The 17905-nt window shown below is 35.8% G+C and carries 12 protein-coding genes and 1 other annotated feature; of the genes, 9 read left to right on the top strand and 3 right to left on the bottom strand.

Annotated features, from left to right (window positions below):
- Window positions 1–87: 87 nt before the first annotated feature.
- The 4 genes from NST14_RS15130 (at window position 88) to NST14_RS15115 (ending at window position 7193) form a co-directional block, all read left to right on the top strand.
- Window positions 88–1761: an alkaline phosphatase gene (locus NST14_RS15130; protein ID WP_229142779.1), complete on the top strand. Its 1674-nt coding sequence runs from the start codon at window positions 88–90 to the stop codon at window positions 1759–1761.
- Between the two features lie 258 nt (window positions 1762–2019).
- On the top strand, window positions 2020–4404 hold the full coding sequence (locus tag NST14_RS15125; RefSeq protein ID WP_229142778.1) for an immune inhibitor A domain-containing protein: 2385 nt from the start codon (window positions 2020–2022) through the stop codon (window positions 4402–4404).
- A gap of 295 nt (window positions 4405–4699) precedes the next feature.
- Window positions 4700–5731, top strand: a complete 1032-nt coding sequence (locus NST14_RS15120; protein ID WP_229142777.1) for a fatty acid desaturase — start codon at window positions 4700–4702, stop codon at window positions 5729–5731.
- Between the two features lie 274 nt (window positions 5732–6005).
- Window positions 6006–7193, top strand: a complete 1188-nt coding sequence (locus NST14_RS15115; RefSeq protein WP_000916224.1) for an RtcB family protein — start codon at window positions 6006–6008, stop codon at window positions 7191–7193.
- A gap of 60 nt (window positions 7194–7253) precedes the next feature.
- Here NST14_RS15115 and NST14_RS15110 read toward each other — a convergent pair whose 3' ends face one another.
- Window positions 7254–8678 (bottom strand): amino acid permease, encoded by a 1425-nt coding sequence (locus NST14_RS15110; protein WP_000079971.1) that lies wholly within the window; start codon window positions 8676–8678, stop codon window positions 7254–7256.
- Window positions 8679–8945: 267 nt separating this feature from the next.
- Between NST14_RS15110 and NST14_RS15105 the strand changes: the two genes are divergently transcribed.
- Window positions 8946–9695 carry an IclR family transcriptional regulator gene (locus tag NST14_RS15105; RefSeq protein ID WP_000250772.1) on the top strand — a complete coding sequence of 250 codons (750 nt, stop codon included), beginning with the start codon at window positions 8946–8948 and terminating at the stop codon, window positions 9693–9695.
- A 75-nt stretch (window positions 9696–9770) separates the two neighbouring features.
- Window positions 9771–11411, top strand: coding sequence for a M20/M25/M40 family metallo-hydrolase (locus tag NST14_RS15100; protein ID WP_229142776.1), 1641 nt, complete (start codon window positions 9771–9773; stop codon window positions 11409–11411).
- 137 nt (window positions 11412–11548) lie between these two features.
- On the opposite strand, the gene proC is transcribed toward NST14_RS15100, so the two are convergent.
- A complete protein-coding gene (gene proC, locus NST14_RS15095; RefSeq protein ID WP_229142775.1) occupies window positions 11549–12367 on the bottom strand; it encodes a pyrroline-5-carboxylate reductase in 819 nt (272 codons plus the stop codon).
- Between the two features lie 341 nt (window positions 12368–12708).
- Window positions 12709–12919 (top strand) — a binding site (T-box leader).
- 145 nt (window positions 12920–13064) lie between these two features.
- Here proC and proB point away from each other — a divergent pair.
- Entirely contained in the window at window positions 13065–14168 is a 1104-nt protein-coding gene (gene proB, locus NST14_RS15090) for a glutamate 5-kinase (protein WP_000744725.1), read from the top strand.
- A gap of 29 nt (window positions 14169–14197) precedes the next feature.
- Window positions 14198–15445 (top strand): gamma-glutamyl phosphate reductase, encoded by a 1248-nt coding sequence (gene proA, locus NST14_RS15085; protein WP_001006729.1) that lies wholly within the window; start codon window positions 14198–14200, stop codon window positions 15443–15445.
- 49 nt (window positions 15446–15494) lie between these two features.
- On the opposite strand, the gene NST14_RS15080 is transcribed toward proA, so the two are convergent.
- The gene (locus NST14_RS15080) at window positions 15495–16688 is read right to left on the bottom strand and encodes a NupC/NupG family nucleoside CNT transporter (protein WP_000273608.1); all 1194 of its coding nucleotides are present in this window, start codon (window positions 16686–16688) and stop codon (window positions 15495–15497) included.
- A 163-nt stretch (window positions 16689–16851) separates the two neighbouring features.
- On the opposite strand from NST14_RS15080, the gene NST14_RS15075 reads away from it, so the two are divergent.
- Window positions 16852–17895: an ArsR/SmtB family transcription factor gene (locus NST14_RS15075; protein WP_000454568.1), complete on the top strand. Its 1044-nt coding sequence runs from the start codon at window positions 16852–16854 to the stop codon at window positions 17893–17895.
- Window positions 17896–17905 lie beyond the last annotated feature (10 nt).

Genomic DNA, 17905 nt, shown 5'->3' with positions numbered 1-17905 from the left:
CTTTAGAAAAATTGGGAACTAATAAAACATATGTAGGCAGTCAGAATTTTGTATGTAAATGAATGTGAAACTAATGGAGGCGCAATCATGTTTGTATTGGGTTTAAAGATGAAGAAGTTACTGTTAGTAGGAACGATAACACTAAGTATGTTATGTACTGAAAGTATGATGGATGATCATACGGTGGAAGCGAAAGTGAAAAAAGTAGAACAACAACCGAAAAATGTAATCATGATGGTTATGGACGGAACGAGTTCTTCAGCAACCACATTAGCTCGCTTGTATAAAGGGAAACCACTTGCATTAGATGGAATTGTAACAGGAGGAGTTCGTACATATTCGGCGGAATCAGCTATAACAGACTCAGCTCCAGCAGCTACAGCTTTAGCAACGGGGAATAAATCGAATTCAGGATATGTAGGGGTATTACCTACTATTGTGAGTTCACCTGGCCTAAAACCAATAAAAGAAGAGGACAAGTTACGGCCAGTTGCCAATGTTTTAGAAGGTGCCAAACGTACTGGTCGCGCTACTGGAATTGTTGCCACAGCTGAAATTCAGCATGCTACTCCTGCTGGATTCTCCGCTCATCATGTGAATCGTAAAAATTTTGAAGTGATCGCGGAGCAGCAAGTGTATCAAAATATAGATGTCGTATTAGGCGGGGGAAAAGCGGCACTTCTCCCTGTGAAAAGTAGTGGAATTCGAAAAGATGGTGAAGATTTAATAGAAGTAATTCAAAACAAAGGATACGAATTTGTGGAAACGAAAGAGGCATTATTGAAATCTAAATCTAATAAAATTTGGGGCTCTTTTTCACATAATGCCTTAGCGTTTGATATGGACCGAGAAGCAACAAATCCAAAGCAACCAACGCTTTCGCAAATGACGGAAAAAGCAATTGAAACGTTATCAAAAGATAAAGACGGATTCTTTTTATTTGTGGAGGGAAGCAAGCCAGACTGGGCAGCACATGTGAATGATCCAATTGGGATGATTAGTGATGTGTTAGCATTTGATCATGCAGTTGCAGAAGCATTAAGATTTGCAAAAAAAGATGGTAATACGATGCTAATCGTCGTAGCGGACCATGGTAATAGCGGTATTTCTATTGGCAATATGAATACGACAAAAGGTTATAATACTACGCCGGTCTCTGCATATATTGATCCATTGAAAAAAGCGAAAATGACACTTGAAGGGGCTATCAATAATTTGAAATCTGATCTATCCAATGTAGAAGAGGTAGCTAAATTATACGGGTTGGACAATTTAACTTATGATGAAAAAGAAAGGTTAAAAGTGGTTAAAAAGAAAATAGACGTAGGTCCAATTTTCACTACATTATTGGCTAACCGTGCGAACATAGGCTTTACAACAGGAGGTCATACTGGTGAGGATGTATTTTTATATTCATACGGCCCTCAAAAGCCAGTTGGTTTGATTCAAAACACGGACGTTGCAAAGACAATAGCGAAAGCGATGGGCTTTAACTTAGAAGAAGTAACAAACAAATTATTTGTAGAGAGTGAATTAGCTTTTAAGCAGAATGGTGCAACTGTAACAATAGATAAAACTGATGTAGCGAACCCTGTACTCATAGTAAAACATAATAATGTAACAGCTCAATTATTTGTTAACAAAAATATAATTCGTATTAAGAATAAAGATTATGAATTAGGAAGTGTTGTTGTAGAAAGCAATGGTAAGTTCTATGTACCAAAAGAAGCAAGTCGTTTATTCATAAAGCATTCTCGTTAAAAAAATGCCAATTCCTTAGCTACTACTTAGGAATTGGCATTTTTGTATAGATGAGATTTCACTCGAAAAAAAGAGGAAAGAGAACCACAAATTCTAGAGTGAACTTCCTGTGAATTTACCTATTTTATGTTTTTCATCCTAGAAAAAATATTTCTCAACATTTTAGTGCTTTAAAAAGATTGAATATTCGTATTATAACGAATATTATATTGCTATCGGCAAAAATCGATAATTTGCAGACACTGGGGAGGAAATACATTGAGAAAGAAAAAGAAATTAAAACCTTTAGCGGTATTAACAACAGCAGCAGTGCTAAGTAGTACGTTTGCTTTTGGAAGCCATGCAGCGTATGCTGATGCGCCACCATCTCTACCAATTGATGAGCATTTAATACCAGAGGAGCGATTGGCAGAAGCACTGAAGCAAAGGGGAGTAATTGATGAATCTGCATCACAAGCTGAGACATCAAAGGCTGTCGAAAAATATGTTGAGAAAAAGAAAGGGGAAAACCCTGGAAAAGAAATCTTGACAGGAGATAATCTTACGCAAGAAGCTTCAGATTTTATGAAAAAAGTAAAAGATACAAAAATGCAGGAAAATGAACAGGCGCAGCAGCCCGAAGTAGGACCAGTAGCTGGGCAAAGTGCAGGATTGAACCCAGGAAAATTAAATGGAAAAGTACCAACTACACCAGCGAAGCAAGCTGAGTACAATGGGGCTGTTCGAAAAGATAAAGTACTTGTATTACTCGTAGAATTTAGCGATTTTAAGCATAATAATATCGATCAAGAACCGGGGTATATGTATTCTAAGGACTTTAATCGTGAACATTATCAAAAAATGTTATTTGGTGATGAGCCATTTACGTTATTTGATGGATCGAAGATTAATACATTTAAACAATATTATGAAGAACAATCTGGCGGAAGCTACACAGTTGATGGAACTGTAACAGAATGGCTTACTGTTCCAGGAAAAGCGTCAGATTATGGTGCTGATGCGGGAACTGGTCATGACAACAAAGGTCCTTTAGGCCCAAAAGATTTTGTGAAAGAAGCATTGAAAGCAGCAGTAGCAAAAGGCATTAATTTAGCTGATTATGATCAATTTGATCAATACGATCAAGATGGTGATGGAAATAAAAATGAGCCAGATGGAATCATTGATCATTTAATGGTAGTACATGCAGGCGTGGGTCAAGAAGCTGGCGGTGGTAAATTGAAAGATGATGCGATTTGGTCTCATCGTTCAAAACTAGGATCGAAGCCATATGCGATTGATGGGACAAAATCTTCTGTTTCGAACTGGGGCGGAAAGATGGCAGCATACGATTATACAATCGAGCCTGAAGACGGAGCGGTTGGTGTGTTTGCACATGAGTATGGTCATGATTTAGGGTTGCCAGATGAATATGATACAAAGTATTCAGGACAAGGTGAACCAGTTGAATCATGGTCCCTAATGAGCGGCGGTAGCTGGGCTGGAAAAATTGCAGGTACAGAGCCAACAAGTTTCTCACCGCAAAATAAAGAGTTTTTCCAAAAAAATATGAAGGGGAACTGGGCGAATATTGTTGAGGTAGATTATGATAAACTTCGCACGGGAATAGGTACTGCAACGTATTTAGATCAAAGTGTGACAAAATCAAAACGACCAGGAATCATTCGTGTTAACTTGCCAGACAAAGATATAAAAAATATTGAGTCAGCATTTGGTAAGAAGTTTTATTACAGCACGAAAGGAAATGACATTCATACAACACTTGAGACACCAGTATTTGACTTAACGACTGCAACGGATGCCAAGTTCGATTATAAGGCATTTTACGAACTGGAAGCGAAGTATGATTTCCTTGACGTATATGCGATTGCAGAAGATGGAACGAAGACACGCATTGATCGAATGGGCGAAAAAGATGTAAAAGGCGGTATAGATACAACGGATGGTAAGTGGATTGATAAATCATATGATTTAAATCAATTCAAAGGAAAGAAAGTAAAACTGCAATTTGAGTATGTAACAGATATTGCAGTAGCATATAAAGGATTTGCGTTAGACAATGCAGCATTAACTGTAGATGGAAAAGTTGTTTTCTCTGATGACGCAGAAGGCCAGCCAGCAATGACATTAAAAGGATTTACTGTGTCTAACGGATTTGAACAGAAGAAACATAACTACTATATCGAGTGGCGTAATTACGCTGGGTCTGATACTGCATTACAATATGCACGTGGTCCAGTATTTAATACAGGAATGGTTGTATGGTATGCGGATCAAAGCTTTACAGATAACTGGGTAGGCGTTCATCCAGGTGAAGGGTTCCTTGGAGTAGTAGATTCTCATCCAGAGGCACTCGTAGGAACATTAAACGGACAACCTACTGTGAAGAGCAGTACACGTTATCAAATTGCCGATGCGGCATTCTCATTTGATCAAACGCCAGCATGGAAAGTAAATTCACCAACTCGCGGTATCTTTGACTACAAAGGATTACCAGGAGTTGCAAAATTTGATGATTCTAAGCAATACATCAACAGCGTTATTCCAGATGCGGGACGTAAGTTACCTAAACTAGGATTGAAGTTTGAAGTAGTAGGTCAAGCTGAAGACAAGTCTGCAGGTGCAGTTTGGATCCATCGATAAAATGAAATGAAATGAAGAGGAGCTGCCATAAGCCGGTGAAACTGACTTATGGCAGCTCTTTTCTGCTTGTAAAAAGTTCTCGGTTTTAATTGTAAAGATTGGAAATGTATTTGATAAATAAAATGCTCAATCTGTTCAATTATAGCGCTATTTTGAGCGTAAGTAATTTGTAAGTATTGAGTAAGAAAAAAGAGATTTTTATAGTATATAATATTTATTACATCTACTTTTAACACCTGATACTAATAGTATGCTATAATATGAATTAGCAACAAAAAGGAAAGGAATTAGTAAAATGACATTAGAAAATACTAAAAATTTAAAAAAACAAGTTGCTCCATATGAAAAATCAACAATTAAAAAAAGTGTGTGGCAACTTATTAACACAGTCGTGCCATTTGTTGTTTTATGGTATCTCGCTTATAAAAGTTTGTCTGTTTCTTATCTGTTAGCATTAGTTCCATCTTTGTTAGCTGCTGGTTTTATGACGCGAATTTTCATAATTTTTCATGATTGTACCCATTATTCATTCTTTAAAAGTCGACGTGCAAATAGAATAGTAGGTACATGTATGGGTGTGTTAACGTTATTCCCATTTGATCAATGGGGGCATGAGCATGCGATTCATCACGCTACAAGTGGTAATTTAGATAAGCGAGGTACAGGAGATATTTGGACGCTTACAGTCGATGAATATGTAGCTGCACCATTTAGACTTCGTTTAGCATATCGTTTATATCGCAATCCATTCGTTATGTTTGGATTAGGTCCGATTTATGTTTTCTTGCTTAAAAATAGATTTAACCGAAAAGGTGCAAGACAGAAAGAACGTATGAATACGTATTTGATGAATATTATTATCGTTGCTGTAGTAGCTATACTTTGCTGGGCAATAGGATGGCAATCGTTTCTATTAGTACATGGTACGATATTCTTAATTGCAGGTTCAGTAGGAATTTGGCTGTTTTACGTACAGCACACATTTGAGGATTCTTATTTTGAAGAGGATAAAGATTGGGAATATGTGAAAGCCGCAGTGGAAGGAAGTTCATTTTATAAACTTCCAAAAATCTTGCAATTCTTAACTGGTAATATTGGATTCCATCATGTTCACCATTTAAGCCCAAGAGTACCTAACTATAAACTAGAAGAGGCACACAATAATACGCTTCCGTTAAAAAATGTACCAACAATTACACTTGCTACAAGCTTACAATCACTACGTTTCCGTCTGTGGGATGAGAAAAGTAACAATTTTGTTAGCTTTAAAGATGTAAAAAATATAATTAAAAATAATGTTTCTGTTCGGGTGAAATCGGAACTATAATTTCATCGGCTATAAAACTCCCCTTAATGATTAACGATGTAAGGGGAGTTTTTGTTATATATAACGGATATTGAGGACGTGGAATACTCATATGTAGGTATAAATTCAAGAATATGATAATCATATTATGTAAACAAGATAAAACATCATTATTTTTTATTATTGTGAAGGATATCATACATATATAATGGAAAGCAGAAGGTGGATGAGAGTAATGATGAGAACAGAAACAACGTAATAAAATAATTCTTTCAAAAGGAAGGGGAAATGAAAGATGTTGAAATTACAAGGAAAATACAATGAAGCGAAAGTATTTACGAATAACGTTGATGAGACTGCGACAGGGCAGATTATTGATCTTTGTAACCAAGAATTTGTAAAGGATAGTCAAATTCGTATTATGCCAGATACACATGCGGGAGCAGGGTGTACGATTGGGACAACAATGACAATACAAGATAAAATCGTTCCTAATCTTGTAGGGGTAGACATTGGTTGTGGTATGGAAGTTGTTGTAATTGATAAGAAAAAAGAAGAAATTAATTTCGATTATTTAGACGAAACAATTCGTAAATTCGTTCCAAGTGGTTTTCGTATCCGAGATAAAGAACATCGATTCTCAAAAATGATTGATTTTGATGGTGTGAGAGCACCATTTACATTACAACGCGCTCAAAAAAGTATAGGTACTCTTGGAGGAGGGAATCATTTCATCGAACTAAATGAAGACGATAAAGGGAATGTATATATTGTCATTCATAGTGGTTCTCGTAATTTAGGAAAGCAAATAGCAGAGTATTATCAGAACTTCGCATATGAACAACTCATTGATGTTACATCAATGAAAGATGAGATTATTAAGAGATTAATGAAAGAGGGGAGAGAAAAAGAAATACAAGAAACTTTACGTGGAATAAGGAAGCCTAATATTCGAAAAGAATTAGCTTATTTAGAAGGACAGGGATTCAAAGATTATATGAATGACATGAATATTGCTCAAAAGTATGCTGCGTTAAATCGTAAAGCAATGATTGATGAAATTGTTACGAAAATGGACTGGAAAGTAACCGATCAATTTACTACAATACATAACTATATAGACATAGAAAATATGATTCTACGAAAAGGTGCTATTTCAGCTCAGAAAGATGAACGAGTCATTATTCCAATTAACATGAGAGATGGTTCAATTATTGCATTTGGTAAAGGTAATCCAGACTGGAATTTTTCTGGTCCGCATGGGGCAGGACGTATCATGAGTCGTAAGAAGGCTAAAGAATTATTGAGTCTAGAGGACTTCCATAATACGATGACAGAAGTTTGGACTACATCGGTAGCAGAGAGCACAATTGATGAGGCACCAATGGTATACAAGCCAATGAATGAAATTATCGAAAATACGAAAGAGACAATAGATATAAAGCATATTATTAAGCCATTATATAATTTTAAAGCGAATTAAAATGATAAAAGACCGCACATGAAGTGGAATCCATGTGCGATCTTTTAGATAAGCAGGGTATTACATCGTCTCGCTAATTTTAGTTTCACTATTAGTGTTAGTAGAAATTCTTTTCTTCACTTTAAAGTGATAGTACGTGTAGCAAAAGATGATAAATGGTACAGTGCAATAGATTCCTAGACGTTGTTCTGGGATAAAGATTAGACTGATTAATATAATGCCATACAATCCAAAACCAAGTATTGGTACAAGTGGATAAAGTGGCGTTTTGAACTTTAAGTCTTCTAATTTTCCGCCGTCTGCTACATAATGTTTACGGAAAAAGAATTGAGAGACACAAATTGACATCCAAACAATGATTGTTATAACTCCAGAAATGGAAATGAGCCATAAGTAAACCGTTTCAGCAGCTACAACGCTTGTTAAAAGAGAAAAAGCAGAAATAGCAATTGTCATAATTAAAGCATTCAAAGGTATTCCTCGTGATGATAATTTCTTTAAAAAGGCTGGAGCCATTTCATTTTTGGATAATGACCAAAGCATACGAGTTGCCGCGTATAGTCCTGAGTTTGCGACAGAAAGAACAGCAGTAAGAATAACAAAGTTCATAATATCAGCCGCATAGGGAATACCGATATTATCAAAAACGGCAACGAACGGGCTTTTTGTTAATCCTGCTTCTTCCCAAGGAATTAAAGCAACAAGAACAAAGATTGCTAAGACGAAGAAAAACATCGTACGCCATATAATATTTCTAATAGAACGAGGTAAAGTTTTTGCTGGATCTTCACTTTCACCTGCAGCGATTCCGACAAGTTCTGTACCCTGGAAGGAATAATTGACTGTAACCATTGTTAATAGAATAGCTGCAAGTCCATTTGGAAATAAACCACCATGATTCACGAAATTTGATAATAGCGGTGCTGGTTCGTCGCCTTTTAAATCAATAAAACCGAACATAGCGGCGCCACCAAGAATAATAAAAGCGATAATGGCAGATACTTTTATACTTGAAAACCAAAATTCTGTTTCTGCATAACTACGAGCAGATAATGCGTTAATCGTGAAGATTGTAACTCCAAATATTAAACACCAAACCCAAACAGGAATATCAGGAAACCAGCGCTGCATTGTAATGCCAGCAGTTGTAAATTCAAGGCCGGTCGTATTCGCCCAGCTTAACCAATACAACCATCCGATTGTAAAGCCAGTTGCAGGATTGATAAACTTAGTGGCATATTCCTGGAAAGACCCCGAAACAGGCATGGCTACAGCGAGTTCACCAAGACATAGCATAACGAAATACATTAATAATCCACCGGCCATAAAGGCAAGTACGGATCCACCAGGTCCAGCCTGACTTATAATAAAACCAGATCCGTTAAATAATCCCGTTCCAATCACGCCACCGAGTGCAATCATGAATAAGTGTCTACTTTTCATCGTACGTTTTAATTCATTGTTTGTATTATTTACTTGCGCCATTGTTTTCCTCACTTTCGTAGTTGATAGAATAAAGTTTGATGTTTTTCCGTATTGTGGAATATATTCCGTGATGTGAAATCTTGTTATAATTTTCAGATAATTAAAAAGAAAAGTCAATATTTTTTTGTTTACGCTTTCAAATTATTGTTCGCAACATATTTTTATTTTTAGAAAATTGAATAAATAGATTGATTTCATTTCGAATGTTTGTTAAATTGATAGGTAATTGAGCGTGCTAACATATTACAAGTGAAGTAGAGGTGAGTTATGGTACAGTCCATTGATCGAGCGATAAGTATTATAAAGTTATTAAATTCTACTAATGAAAAAGAGTATTGGGCCATTTCTGATATAGCGGACAGAACACATCTCCCAGTTAGTACAGTACATAGATTACTTAACTCTCTAATCGAGCATGGGCTAGTTACACAAATTTCAGAGACGAAACAGTACAAAATTGGACCAATGTGGATGGAAATAGGATTACGACAGTTGGAGAAGGTAGACTACAGATCAGTCGCAAGAGAAGTAATGAAACGATTGGCCTATGAAGTGGAAGAAAGTGTTTATTTGAACATTCCAAATGGAACACATTCTATTATTATTGAAAGAATGGATAGCCCTTTAAAAATTCGAGTTATTGATAACTTAGGGGAACAGATTCCTCTTTCAATTGGTGCTGCAAATAAAACGATGCTTGCCAATATGAAACAGAATGAAATGGAATATATTGTTGAGCAACTACTTTCTGCTTTACCAGAACAAAAGCAAATTCTTCTTGATCAAATAAAGCAAATAAGAAACGAAGGATATGCTGTCAGTTATGGAGAAAAAACAGAAGGGACAGCTTCAGTAGCTGCACCTATTATCGGATTTAATCATAAAGTAGTAGGAGCATTAAGTGTTGGGTTAATTAGTCATCGCATTAATGATGATCGACTATCTTTTCTTATTAGTAAGGTAAAACAAGCAGCACATGAAATATCAATAAAAATCGGCAGTACATCAGAACTATAATTTTGATAACTGTCGTCATTTTTTATTCATATACTGGAATTCATTTTCATAATGCGGAAAAATAGGGGGATTTATATGTCAAAGTGGCAATCAAAAGAACAATTGATTCAATTATTAAACGGTCTTGTTGAAATTCCTAGTATTACAGGTACAGAAGCTGAAGTGATATTGCCAGACTTCGTTGTGGAACAATTATCTGATTTACAGTACTTCAAAGAAAATCCGCACCATTTGCAAAAAAATCCGACTGGGGACGGACGATATTTTGTTACAGCACTAGTAAAGAAAAGCGATCGTACAAAAAATACCGTAATTTTAGTAAGTCACTTTGATGTTGTAGATGTACAAGATTATGGAGTGTGGAAAGAAGATGCATTCAATCCTAAAAAGTTAACGTCTATGTTTTATTCTCATAAAGATGAGCTTCCAGACCATGTACGTGAAGATATAGAACATGGAGATTGGCTGTTTGGTAGAGGAACAATGGATATGAAATGCGGCCTCACGTTACAAATGGCAATGATTGAGCAAGCTTGTGAAGGAAGATTTGATGGGAATGTTCTTTTATTGGCTGTACCAGATGAAGAAGTAAACTCTGTAGGGATGAGAGCTGCTGTCCCAAGATTACTAGATTTAGCAAGAGAACATGATTTAGAGTATAAAACGGTACTAAATTCAGAGCCTATGTTTTCAAGGCACCCTGGTGATCAAAAGAAATATATTTATACTGGTTCTATTGGTAAAGTGTTACCTGGTTTTCTTTGCTACGGAAAAGAGACACATGTAGGTGAACCTTTTGCAGGCTTAAATGGGAGTTATATGGCTTCATTAATAACAGCAGAATTAGAGTTGAATACAGACCTTTGTGATATTGTAGAAGGGGAAGCGAGTCCTCCGCCAACTAACTTACTTCAAAGAGACTTAAAGGAGGAGTATTCTGTACAAATTCCGCATCGCGCAGTCACATTATTTAATTTGTTTTTACTAGAAAAATCAATGACAGATGTCGTTTCATTGCTGCGTCAAAAAGTAACGAAAGTAGCAGAAAAAATAGAAGAGCAATATGAAAAGCAAGCATATCGTTTTTCTAAATATAATCCGTTTATACCGCCTAATATGAAGGTGAATGTATTAACGTATGAAGAGCTTATCACTTATGCAATTGAACAACATGGGCAAGAGAAAATAAATGAAATTCAATCTAGCATTATTAAAAATAGAGAAGGTAAAGATGATCGTGCGGTAACGATTGATTTAGTAGATAAACTAGCTATTTTATGTAAAGAAAAGGCGCCGATGATTGTGCTTTTCTTTGCTCCGCCATATTATCCAGCTGTAAGTTCACGCAACAACCAGTTAATTAAAGAGGTAGTTGGAGAGATGGAAAAGTATGCACACTTCAATCATAATATTTCATTTGAAAACCAAAACTATTTTGGAGGAATTTCAGATTTAAGCTACGTGGGCTTACAAAATCCATTACATTCAATGAGTTCACTTGTAGACAATATGCCATTATGGGATAAAGGTTACTCAATTCCACTTCAGGAACTAGAAGAATTTGATGTTCCAGTATTAAATATGGGGCCGGTAGGAAAAGATGCACATCAATGGACAGAACGTCTAGATGTAAATTACGCATTTGAAACGCTATTAGATATGTTACCGATTTGCATTGAAAAATTACTTGTTTCTAATAAAATTACACAAGTATAGTAGGGAAGGGAAAAGATAAATTATTTTAATATAATTAATAGCTAAAACGGCCAAACTCAAGTAAATTCGAGTTTGGCCGTTTATCATGTAGTGCATTTCTAATTAAATTCATAACTAATGTGATCTCTTTTATAGTTTTACTTTTTCGTTTGACCAGATAGTTCAACAGACTTTTGTGTACAACGTTGCATAGCTGAAATGATAGCTGTTCGTAAACCTTTTTCCTCTAATGTAGCTACAGCTTCTATCGTTGTTCCCCCAGGAGAACAAACCATATCTTTCAATTCACCAGGATGTATGCCTGTTTCTAGTACCATCTTTGCAGATCCTAATACAGCTTGAGCTGCGAATTTATATGCTTGATTTCTTGGCATACCATCTAGTACAGCAGCATCTGCCATCGCTTCTATTATCATATATACGTATGCTGGTGAAGAGCCACTTACAGATGTTACAACATCCATTAACTTTTCACTTACAATCTCTGATTGACCAAAACTATTGAAAATGTTTAGCACATCTTCTAAATCTTTTTCTGTCACCATTTCATTCGGACATAATGCTGACATTCCTTCTCCAACAAGAGCAGGAGTATTAGGCATTACTCGTACAACTTTTATTTTTTTATTAAAGGCATTTTCAGTACTTTCAATACTTTTACCAGCAGCGATCGTAACGATGATAGCATCGTTTTTTATTACTTCTTTAATTTCGTTAATTACTAATGAGTATAAGTCTGGTTTAATTGATAAAATTAAAATATCAGCATTTTTAGCGACTTCATTGTTGTCAGTAGTTATAGTTATTCCGTACTTTTCACTAGCATTTTCTAAATTCGTCGTGTTTAAATCTGAACACATGATTTTATTTGAAGACACTATCTTTTTATTTAGCATCCCGCCAATTATAGCCATCCCCATATTTCCGCATCCGATGAATCCAATTTGTTTATCCATAATAACTCAATCTTGCTCCTTTTTTAATAAATTATATCATTTTGAAATTGTTATCTTAAAATAACAATAACATCTCCATGCAATATAAAGAAACATTCTAAGAGAATATTTTCCTTTTTGCAACACCAAAAGATAAAAAATCAATTATATTCGACATTCTGTAAATATATACACTATAATGTAAGGTATTATGTTTATGAATATGAGTTGTAGTTATATCAATTTGTATTTTCATTCAGTAGAGCAATCTTTTCATGCAAGTAACTTGCTCCTCTATTTATTTTTAAAAATACCTCTTGACACTAAATCGAACTATATCGCATAATATAAAAAAATTAAACCGAAAATCGTTGAAGGGAAATAGTACATATGTCTTCTTGCGAAAGAGAGTGGAATTCACCGGCTGAAAGATTCCTCGTATAGAATATATCGAACCTATCCCTGAGTCTTAAATGAAAGTTTAGGCGTTCGCCTGCGTTATAGGCACCAAGTGGATATCTATGTATATCAATTAAGGTGGTACCGCGGAACAATGACCGTTTCGTCCTTTTTATTTTATGAAGGGCGAAGCGGTCATTTTTATTTTGCTCTTAAATAGGCTACGTGCAGCACTCATAAGAATAGAAATCGCTGCAAGCTGTATGAATAGAAATGTAATGTATAAAAAACTTTGATTTTAGACTTGGGGGATAAAAAAGTGAAGAAACAGCGAATAGTTGTAAAGATTGGGAGCAGTTCTTTGGCGGATAGTCATGGAGGCATTTCTAAAGAACAACTTTCAGATCATGTTGCCGCATTAGCTCGATTGAAAGAGGAAGGGCATGAAGTGTTGTTAATTACATCTGGGGCCGTTGCTGCAGGTTTTTCTGCTCTAGGATACCCTAGCAGACCTGTAACAATTAAAGGGAAACAGGCTGCAGCGGCAGTCGGACAAAGTTTGTTAATGCAGGCGTACACGGAGGAATTCCGTAAATATGGTATTGTTACTGCGCAACTTTTGCTGACGAGAAGTGATTTTTCTAGAAAAGAACAATATAGTAACGCATACGCTACGTTAGGAGAGTTACTAAACCGTTCTGCTCTTCCAATCATTAATGAAAATGATTCCATCTCTTTAGAGGAGTTAACGTTCGGTGATAATGATATGCTGTCAGCTTTAGTAAGCGGACTTGTTTCGGCAGATATGCTGATGATTTTTACAGATGTGAACGGTTTATATGATAAAAATCCTCAAAAAAATGAGGATGCGAAAAAATATTATTTCCTTCCTGAAGTTACAGAAGAAATCGCTTCTCTTGCTGGAGATGCTGGCTCAAAACTTGGGACTGGTGGTATGAAATCAAAAATCGATGCTGCAAAGACAGCACTCTCTCTTGGAGTAAGTGTATTTATCGGAACAGGACGTGGACAAGAGAAATTTGTTGATGTTTTAAAGGGGAAAGGTGACGGGACGTATGTCGGAAATGCCCCTCAAAAAGAAATGAAGATGAACAAGCAATGGATTGCCTTGCATTCGGTTGTTAGCGGACAAATTGAAATAGACGCTGGAGCAACTACAGCTATCATTCAGCATGGCAAGAGTCTTCTTCCTGCGGGTGTTACAAATGTGTCAGGATTTTTCAAAGTTGGCGATGTTGTAGAAGTCATGACGCAACAAGGGCGCGTAATTGGAAAAGGACAATGCACATATAGCGCAGAGGAATTAAGAGAGATAAAAGGTATGCAAAGCCAACATATTCAAGCAAGAGGCGAAAGGCATAGTTATGAAGTCATCCATAGAGATCATTGGGTTTCACTTTAAGAAGAGGGATCAAAAAGGAGGAAATAAAAATGAATGAAGTGTTAGTAAAGGGAAAAAAAGCGAAAGAAATCGCTGGAGAACTTGTGCTTAAAAATACGGATCAAAAAAACGAAGCACTTGCTGCAATTGCAAATCAATTAATAAGTGAAACAGCTTATATTTTAGAGGAAAACAAACGCGATATAGAAGAAGGTAAGGCAAAAGGATTTTCGGATTCACTCCTTGATCGTCTTATGCTAACTGAAAATCGTATTATTGATATGACAGAGGGGATTAAGCAGCTAATTGAATTACGTGATCCTGTAGGAGAATGTGTAAGTGCATGGGAAAGGCCAAATGGACTATCTATTCAGGAAATGCGTGTACCACTTGGTGTTGTTGGGATGATTTACGAGGCAAGACCGAATGTAACAGTGGATGCTGCTACTATTTGTTTGAAGACAGGAAACGCAGTCATATTACGTGGTAGTTCTTCTGCTATTCATTCTAATAAAGCCATTGTTGCCGTTATTCACAGAGCGCTCAAACAAACAAGCTTACCAGAAGAAAGTGTACAGCTTATAGAAGATACAACGCGAGATAGCGCGAAGCAGTTATTTACAATGAATGATTATTTAGACGTTCTTATTCCAAGAGGTGGCAAACAATTAATCGATACTGTTGTGAGGGAAGCGTCTGTTCCAGTACTTGAAACAGGTGCGGGGAATTGTCATATTTTCATTGATGAAACAGCGGGTAAACAAATGGCATTTGATATTATTATAAATGCAAAAACGCAGCGTCCATCTGTATGTAATGCGATTGAAACGATTGTACTTCATGAGAAGTGGGCAGAGCAATATGGTAGCGAGTTGTTTTCTTCTTTGAAGGCAAGAGGCGTGGAGCTACGTGGTGATCAAAAAGCATTGGCAATTGATTCATCAATTGTACTTGCTTCAGAAGAAGACTGGGGGACAGAATTTTTATCTCTCACGCTAGCAGTTAAATTAGTTTCTTCTATAGAAGAAGCGATTCACCACATAAATACGTATGGATCTATGCATTCTGAAGCGATTATTTCAGAAAACGAGGAAAACGTCAGCAAATTTTTCGTATCTGTTGATGCTGCTGCGCTGTATCACAATGCATCAACTCGTTTTACTGATGGATCTGAATTCGGATTCGGAGCTGAGATTGGCATCAGTACACAAAAGCTACACGTAAGGGGACCAATGGGACTTCCTGCATTAACTTCCACAAAATACGTCATTCGTGGAAATGGACAAATTCGAAAATAAAAATAAAAGACACTCAATTCGTTTGGGTGTCTTTTATTTTAAAAATTATTTACCATACAAAAAGCCCAACAAGCATAGCGCTTAATAAGGAAACAGCCATTCCGCTCACAAGAAGCTTCCAAACATTTTTCCCGATGACTGATGATTTTTCGCCGCCAAATAATGAATTGTAAGTTCCATAAATCATACCTACTGTACTAAAGTTAGCAAAAGAAGCTAGAAATGTTGTGGCAACCGCAACCGTATGCGGTTGTAAAGACTTTAAGTTTGATTTTAAATCCATCATTGCAACAAATTCATTCGTCGTTATTTTGATCCCCATTAGTTCAGCTACATACATGGCATCACTGCCCGATAAACCGAGTAAAAAAGCGAAAGGACTAAAGATAATAGAGAAGATTTTTTGAATTGTTAAACCCGTTACAAAAAATCCTAAAATCCCATTTAAACATGCTGTTAAAGCTACATATCCAATTACCATAGCTAAAATAACGATAACCATATTCATCCCGACTAACATACTGTTGGAAATAGTAGAAAAGAAATCCTTTTTTTCATGTTTGGAAGGTGAATAAACAACATCTTCTTCTTTCGAAACTTCCACAGGATTTAATACATTGGCTAAAATTAATGCGTTAATACAGTTTAATGGGATTGCGCTGAAAATATATGTTGCTGGAACCATTGATAAATAAGCACCAAGAATGGATCCGCTGACGCTACTCATACTCATAATTCCAAAAGTCAGCAGACGATTTTCTTTTAAAACAGATAATTGATCCCGAACAACAGCAAGCGCTTCGGTGTTCCCTAAAAACATCATTTGAATCGAAAAGAAGCTTTCTAACTTTGGTAAACGAGAAATCTTTGAAATAATTGCACCAACTTTATCAATAATCCAAGTTAAGATTCCAAAGTAAGAAAGAATATCAAAGAACGTGATAACAAAAATGATAGGAAGTAATGCGCTAAAGAAGAAATCAATTGTTTGATTTTCCATAGCAGAAGGAAATGCAAATCGAATTCCTTCATTCGCACATGCCAGTAGCCAACTGAAAAATGAAGCAATTTTATTAATGATAATACTGCCTAGCTTTGTGCCTAACATAAACCACGTAATAAAAAGCTCCAATATGATGAGAATTACAATTGGTCTCCATTTTATATGTTTTTTATTAGGCGAACATAAGTAAACAATTAATATGACAACGAAAATCCCTAACATATTCAATATGAAATACATGTCAACAACTCCTTGAGGCTTATTATTTGTATATAAAAAAGCTCCTATTCTCCTTAATTTAGAATGAATGTATTTCAACTAAAATTTTGTTGATTCTAAAAATATAGAAGGTAAAATTCGATAAAAATAGAATTTAATATATAGCAAACAAGGAGGGATAAAAATGGAGGTCTATCACATAACGAGTAGAAAGAGGGAAACTTATAACGTTCAAGTGAAATATTCGATACTTTTCGAATGTGCTCTTGGAATTGCAGCAATTACTCATAAGAGGTTAATTGATACACTTGAAAAGAGTCAAAATGAATGGGAAGAAATTAAGAAATCATTAACAGAAGAAATGAGAGAGCATTTACAATTTGTCAAAGAAAATAATACGTGGAAAGCATTGCTTCAGTTGTTGTATGAAGAAGATTTTCACGATGTATCGCAGTTTCACGCTAAAATTGATTCACTTTCAGAAGAAGATTTGAAGTATATATGTTTACCGTTTTTAGGAGAGAAGTACCAAGAAAAAAGAATTTTAGCGGCAAGTGGAAACGTAACTGCAATACATGAACTAATGGAACTGACACAAGAACATCAGTTTTTCTCTACTTATATTCGTTTTATATGCGATGTTGATGTACAAGTGCTAAAATCCCATTTAATTGCTGTTATGACAGGATGGTATGAGAGCGTTATTCAGAAAGAGGAAGAAGAAATACTTTCTATATTAAAACGAGATTATGAAGCAAAGAGTGAAATGAATAAAAAGATGAAACCAGAAGAGTTTGTCGAGTGGGCTACAGGTGGCGTTCATTATATGCCAGAACCAAGTGTTCATCACGTGCTTCTTATCCCGCAAATAACGTACAGACCGTGGAATATTGAGGCGGATGTTGAAGATACGAAAGTATTTCATTATCCAGTTGCAAACGAAAGTATCCATCCTGAAGATCCATATGAACCGAACTATTTTTTAGTTCAAAAACATAAAGCTCTTGGAGATGAAGCGAGGTTACGCATTGTAAAAATGTTGTTCGAAAAAGAACGAACATTGCAGGAAATTACAGAAAGATTGCAACTTGGTAAATCGACTGTACACCACCATTTGAAATTGTTACGTGCAGCGAAGTTAGTGGATATACATGATGGGAAATATGTATTAAGAAAGAAAGCAGTACAATCGTTAGCGAAAGAATTAGATGCGTTTTTAAATAGATAATATACAACAA

Source organism: Bacillus sp. FSL W8-0519 (assembly GCF_038005585.1).
Taxonomy (GTDB): domain Bacteria; phylum Bacillota; class Bacilli; order Bacillales; family Bacillaceae_G; genus Bacillus_A; species Bacillus_A paranthracis.
This window is presented reverse-complemented; position numbering and strand designations above follow the sequence as displayed.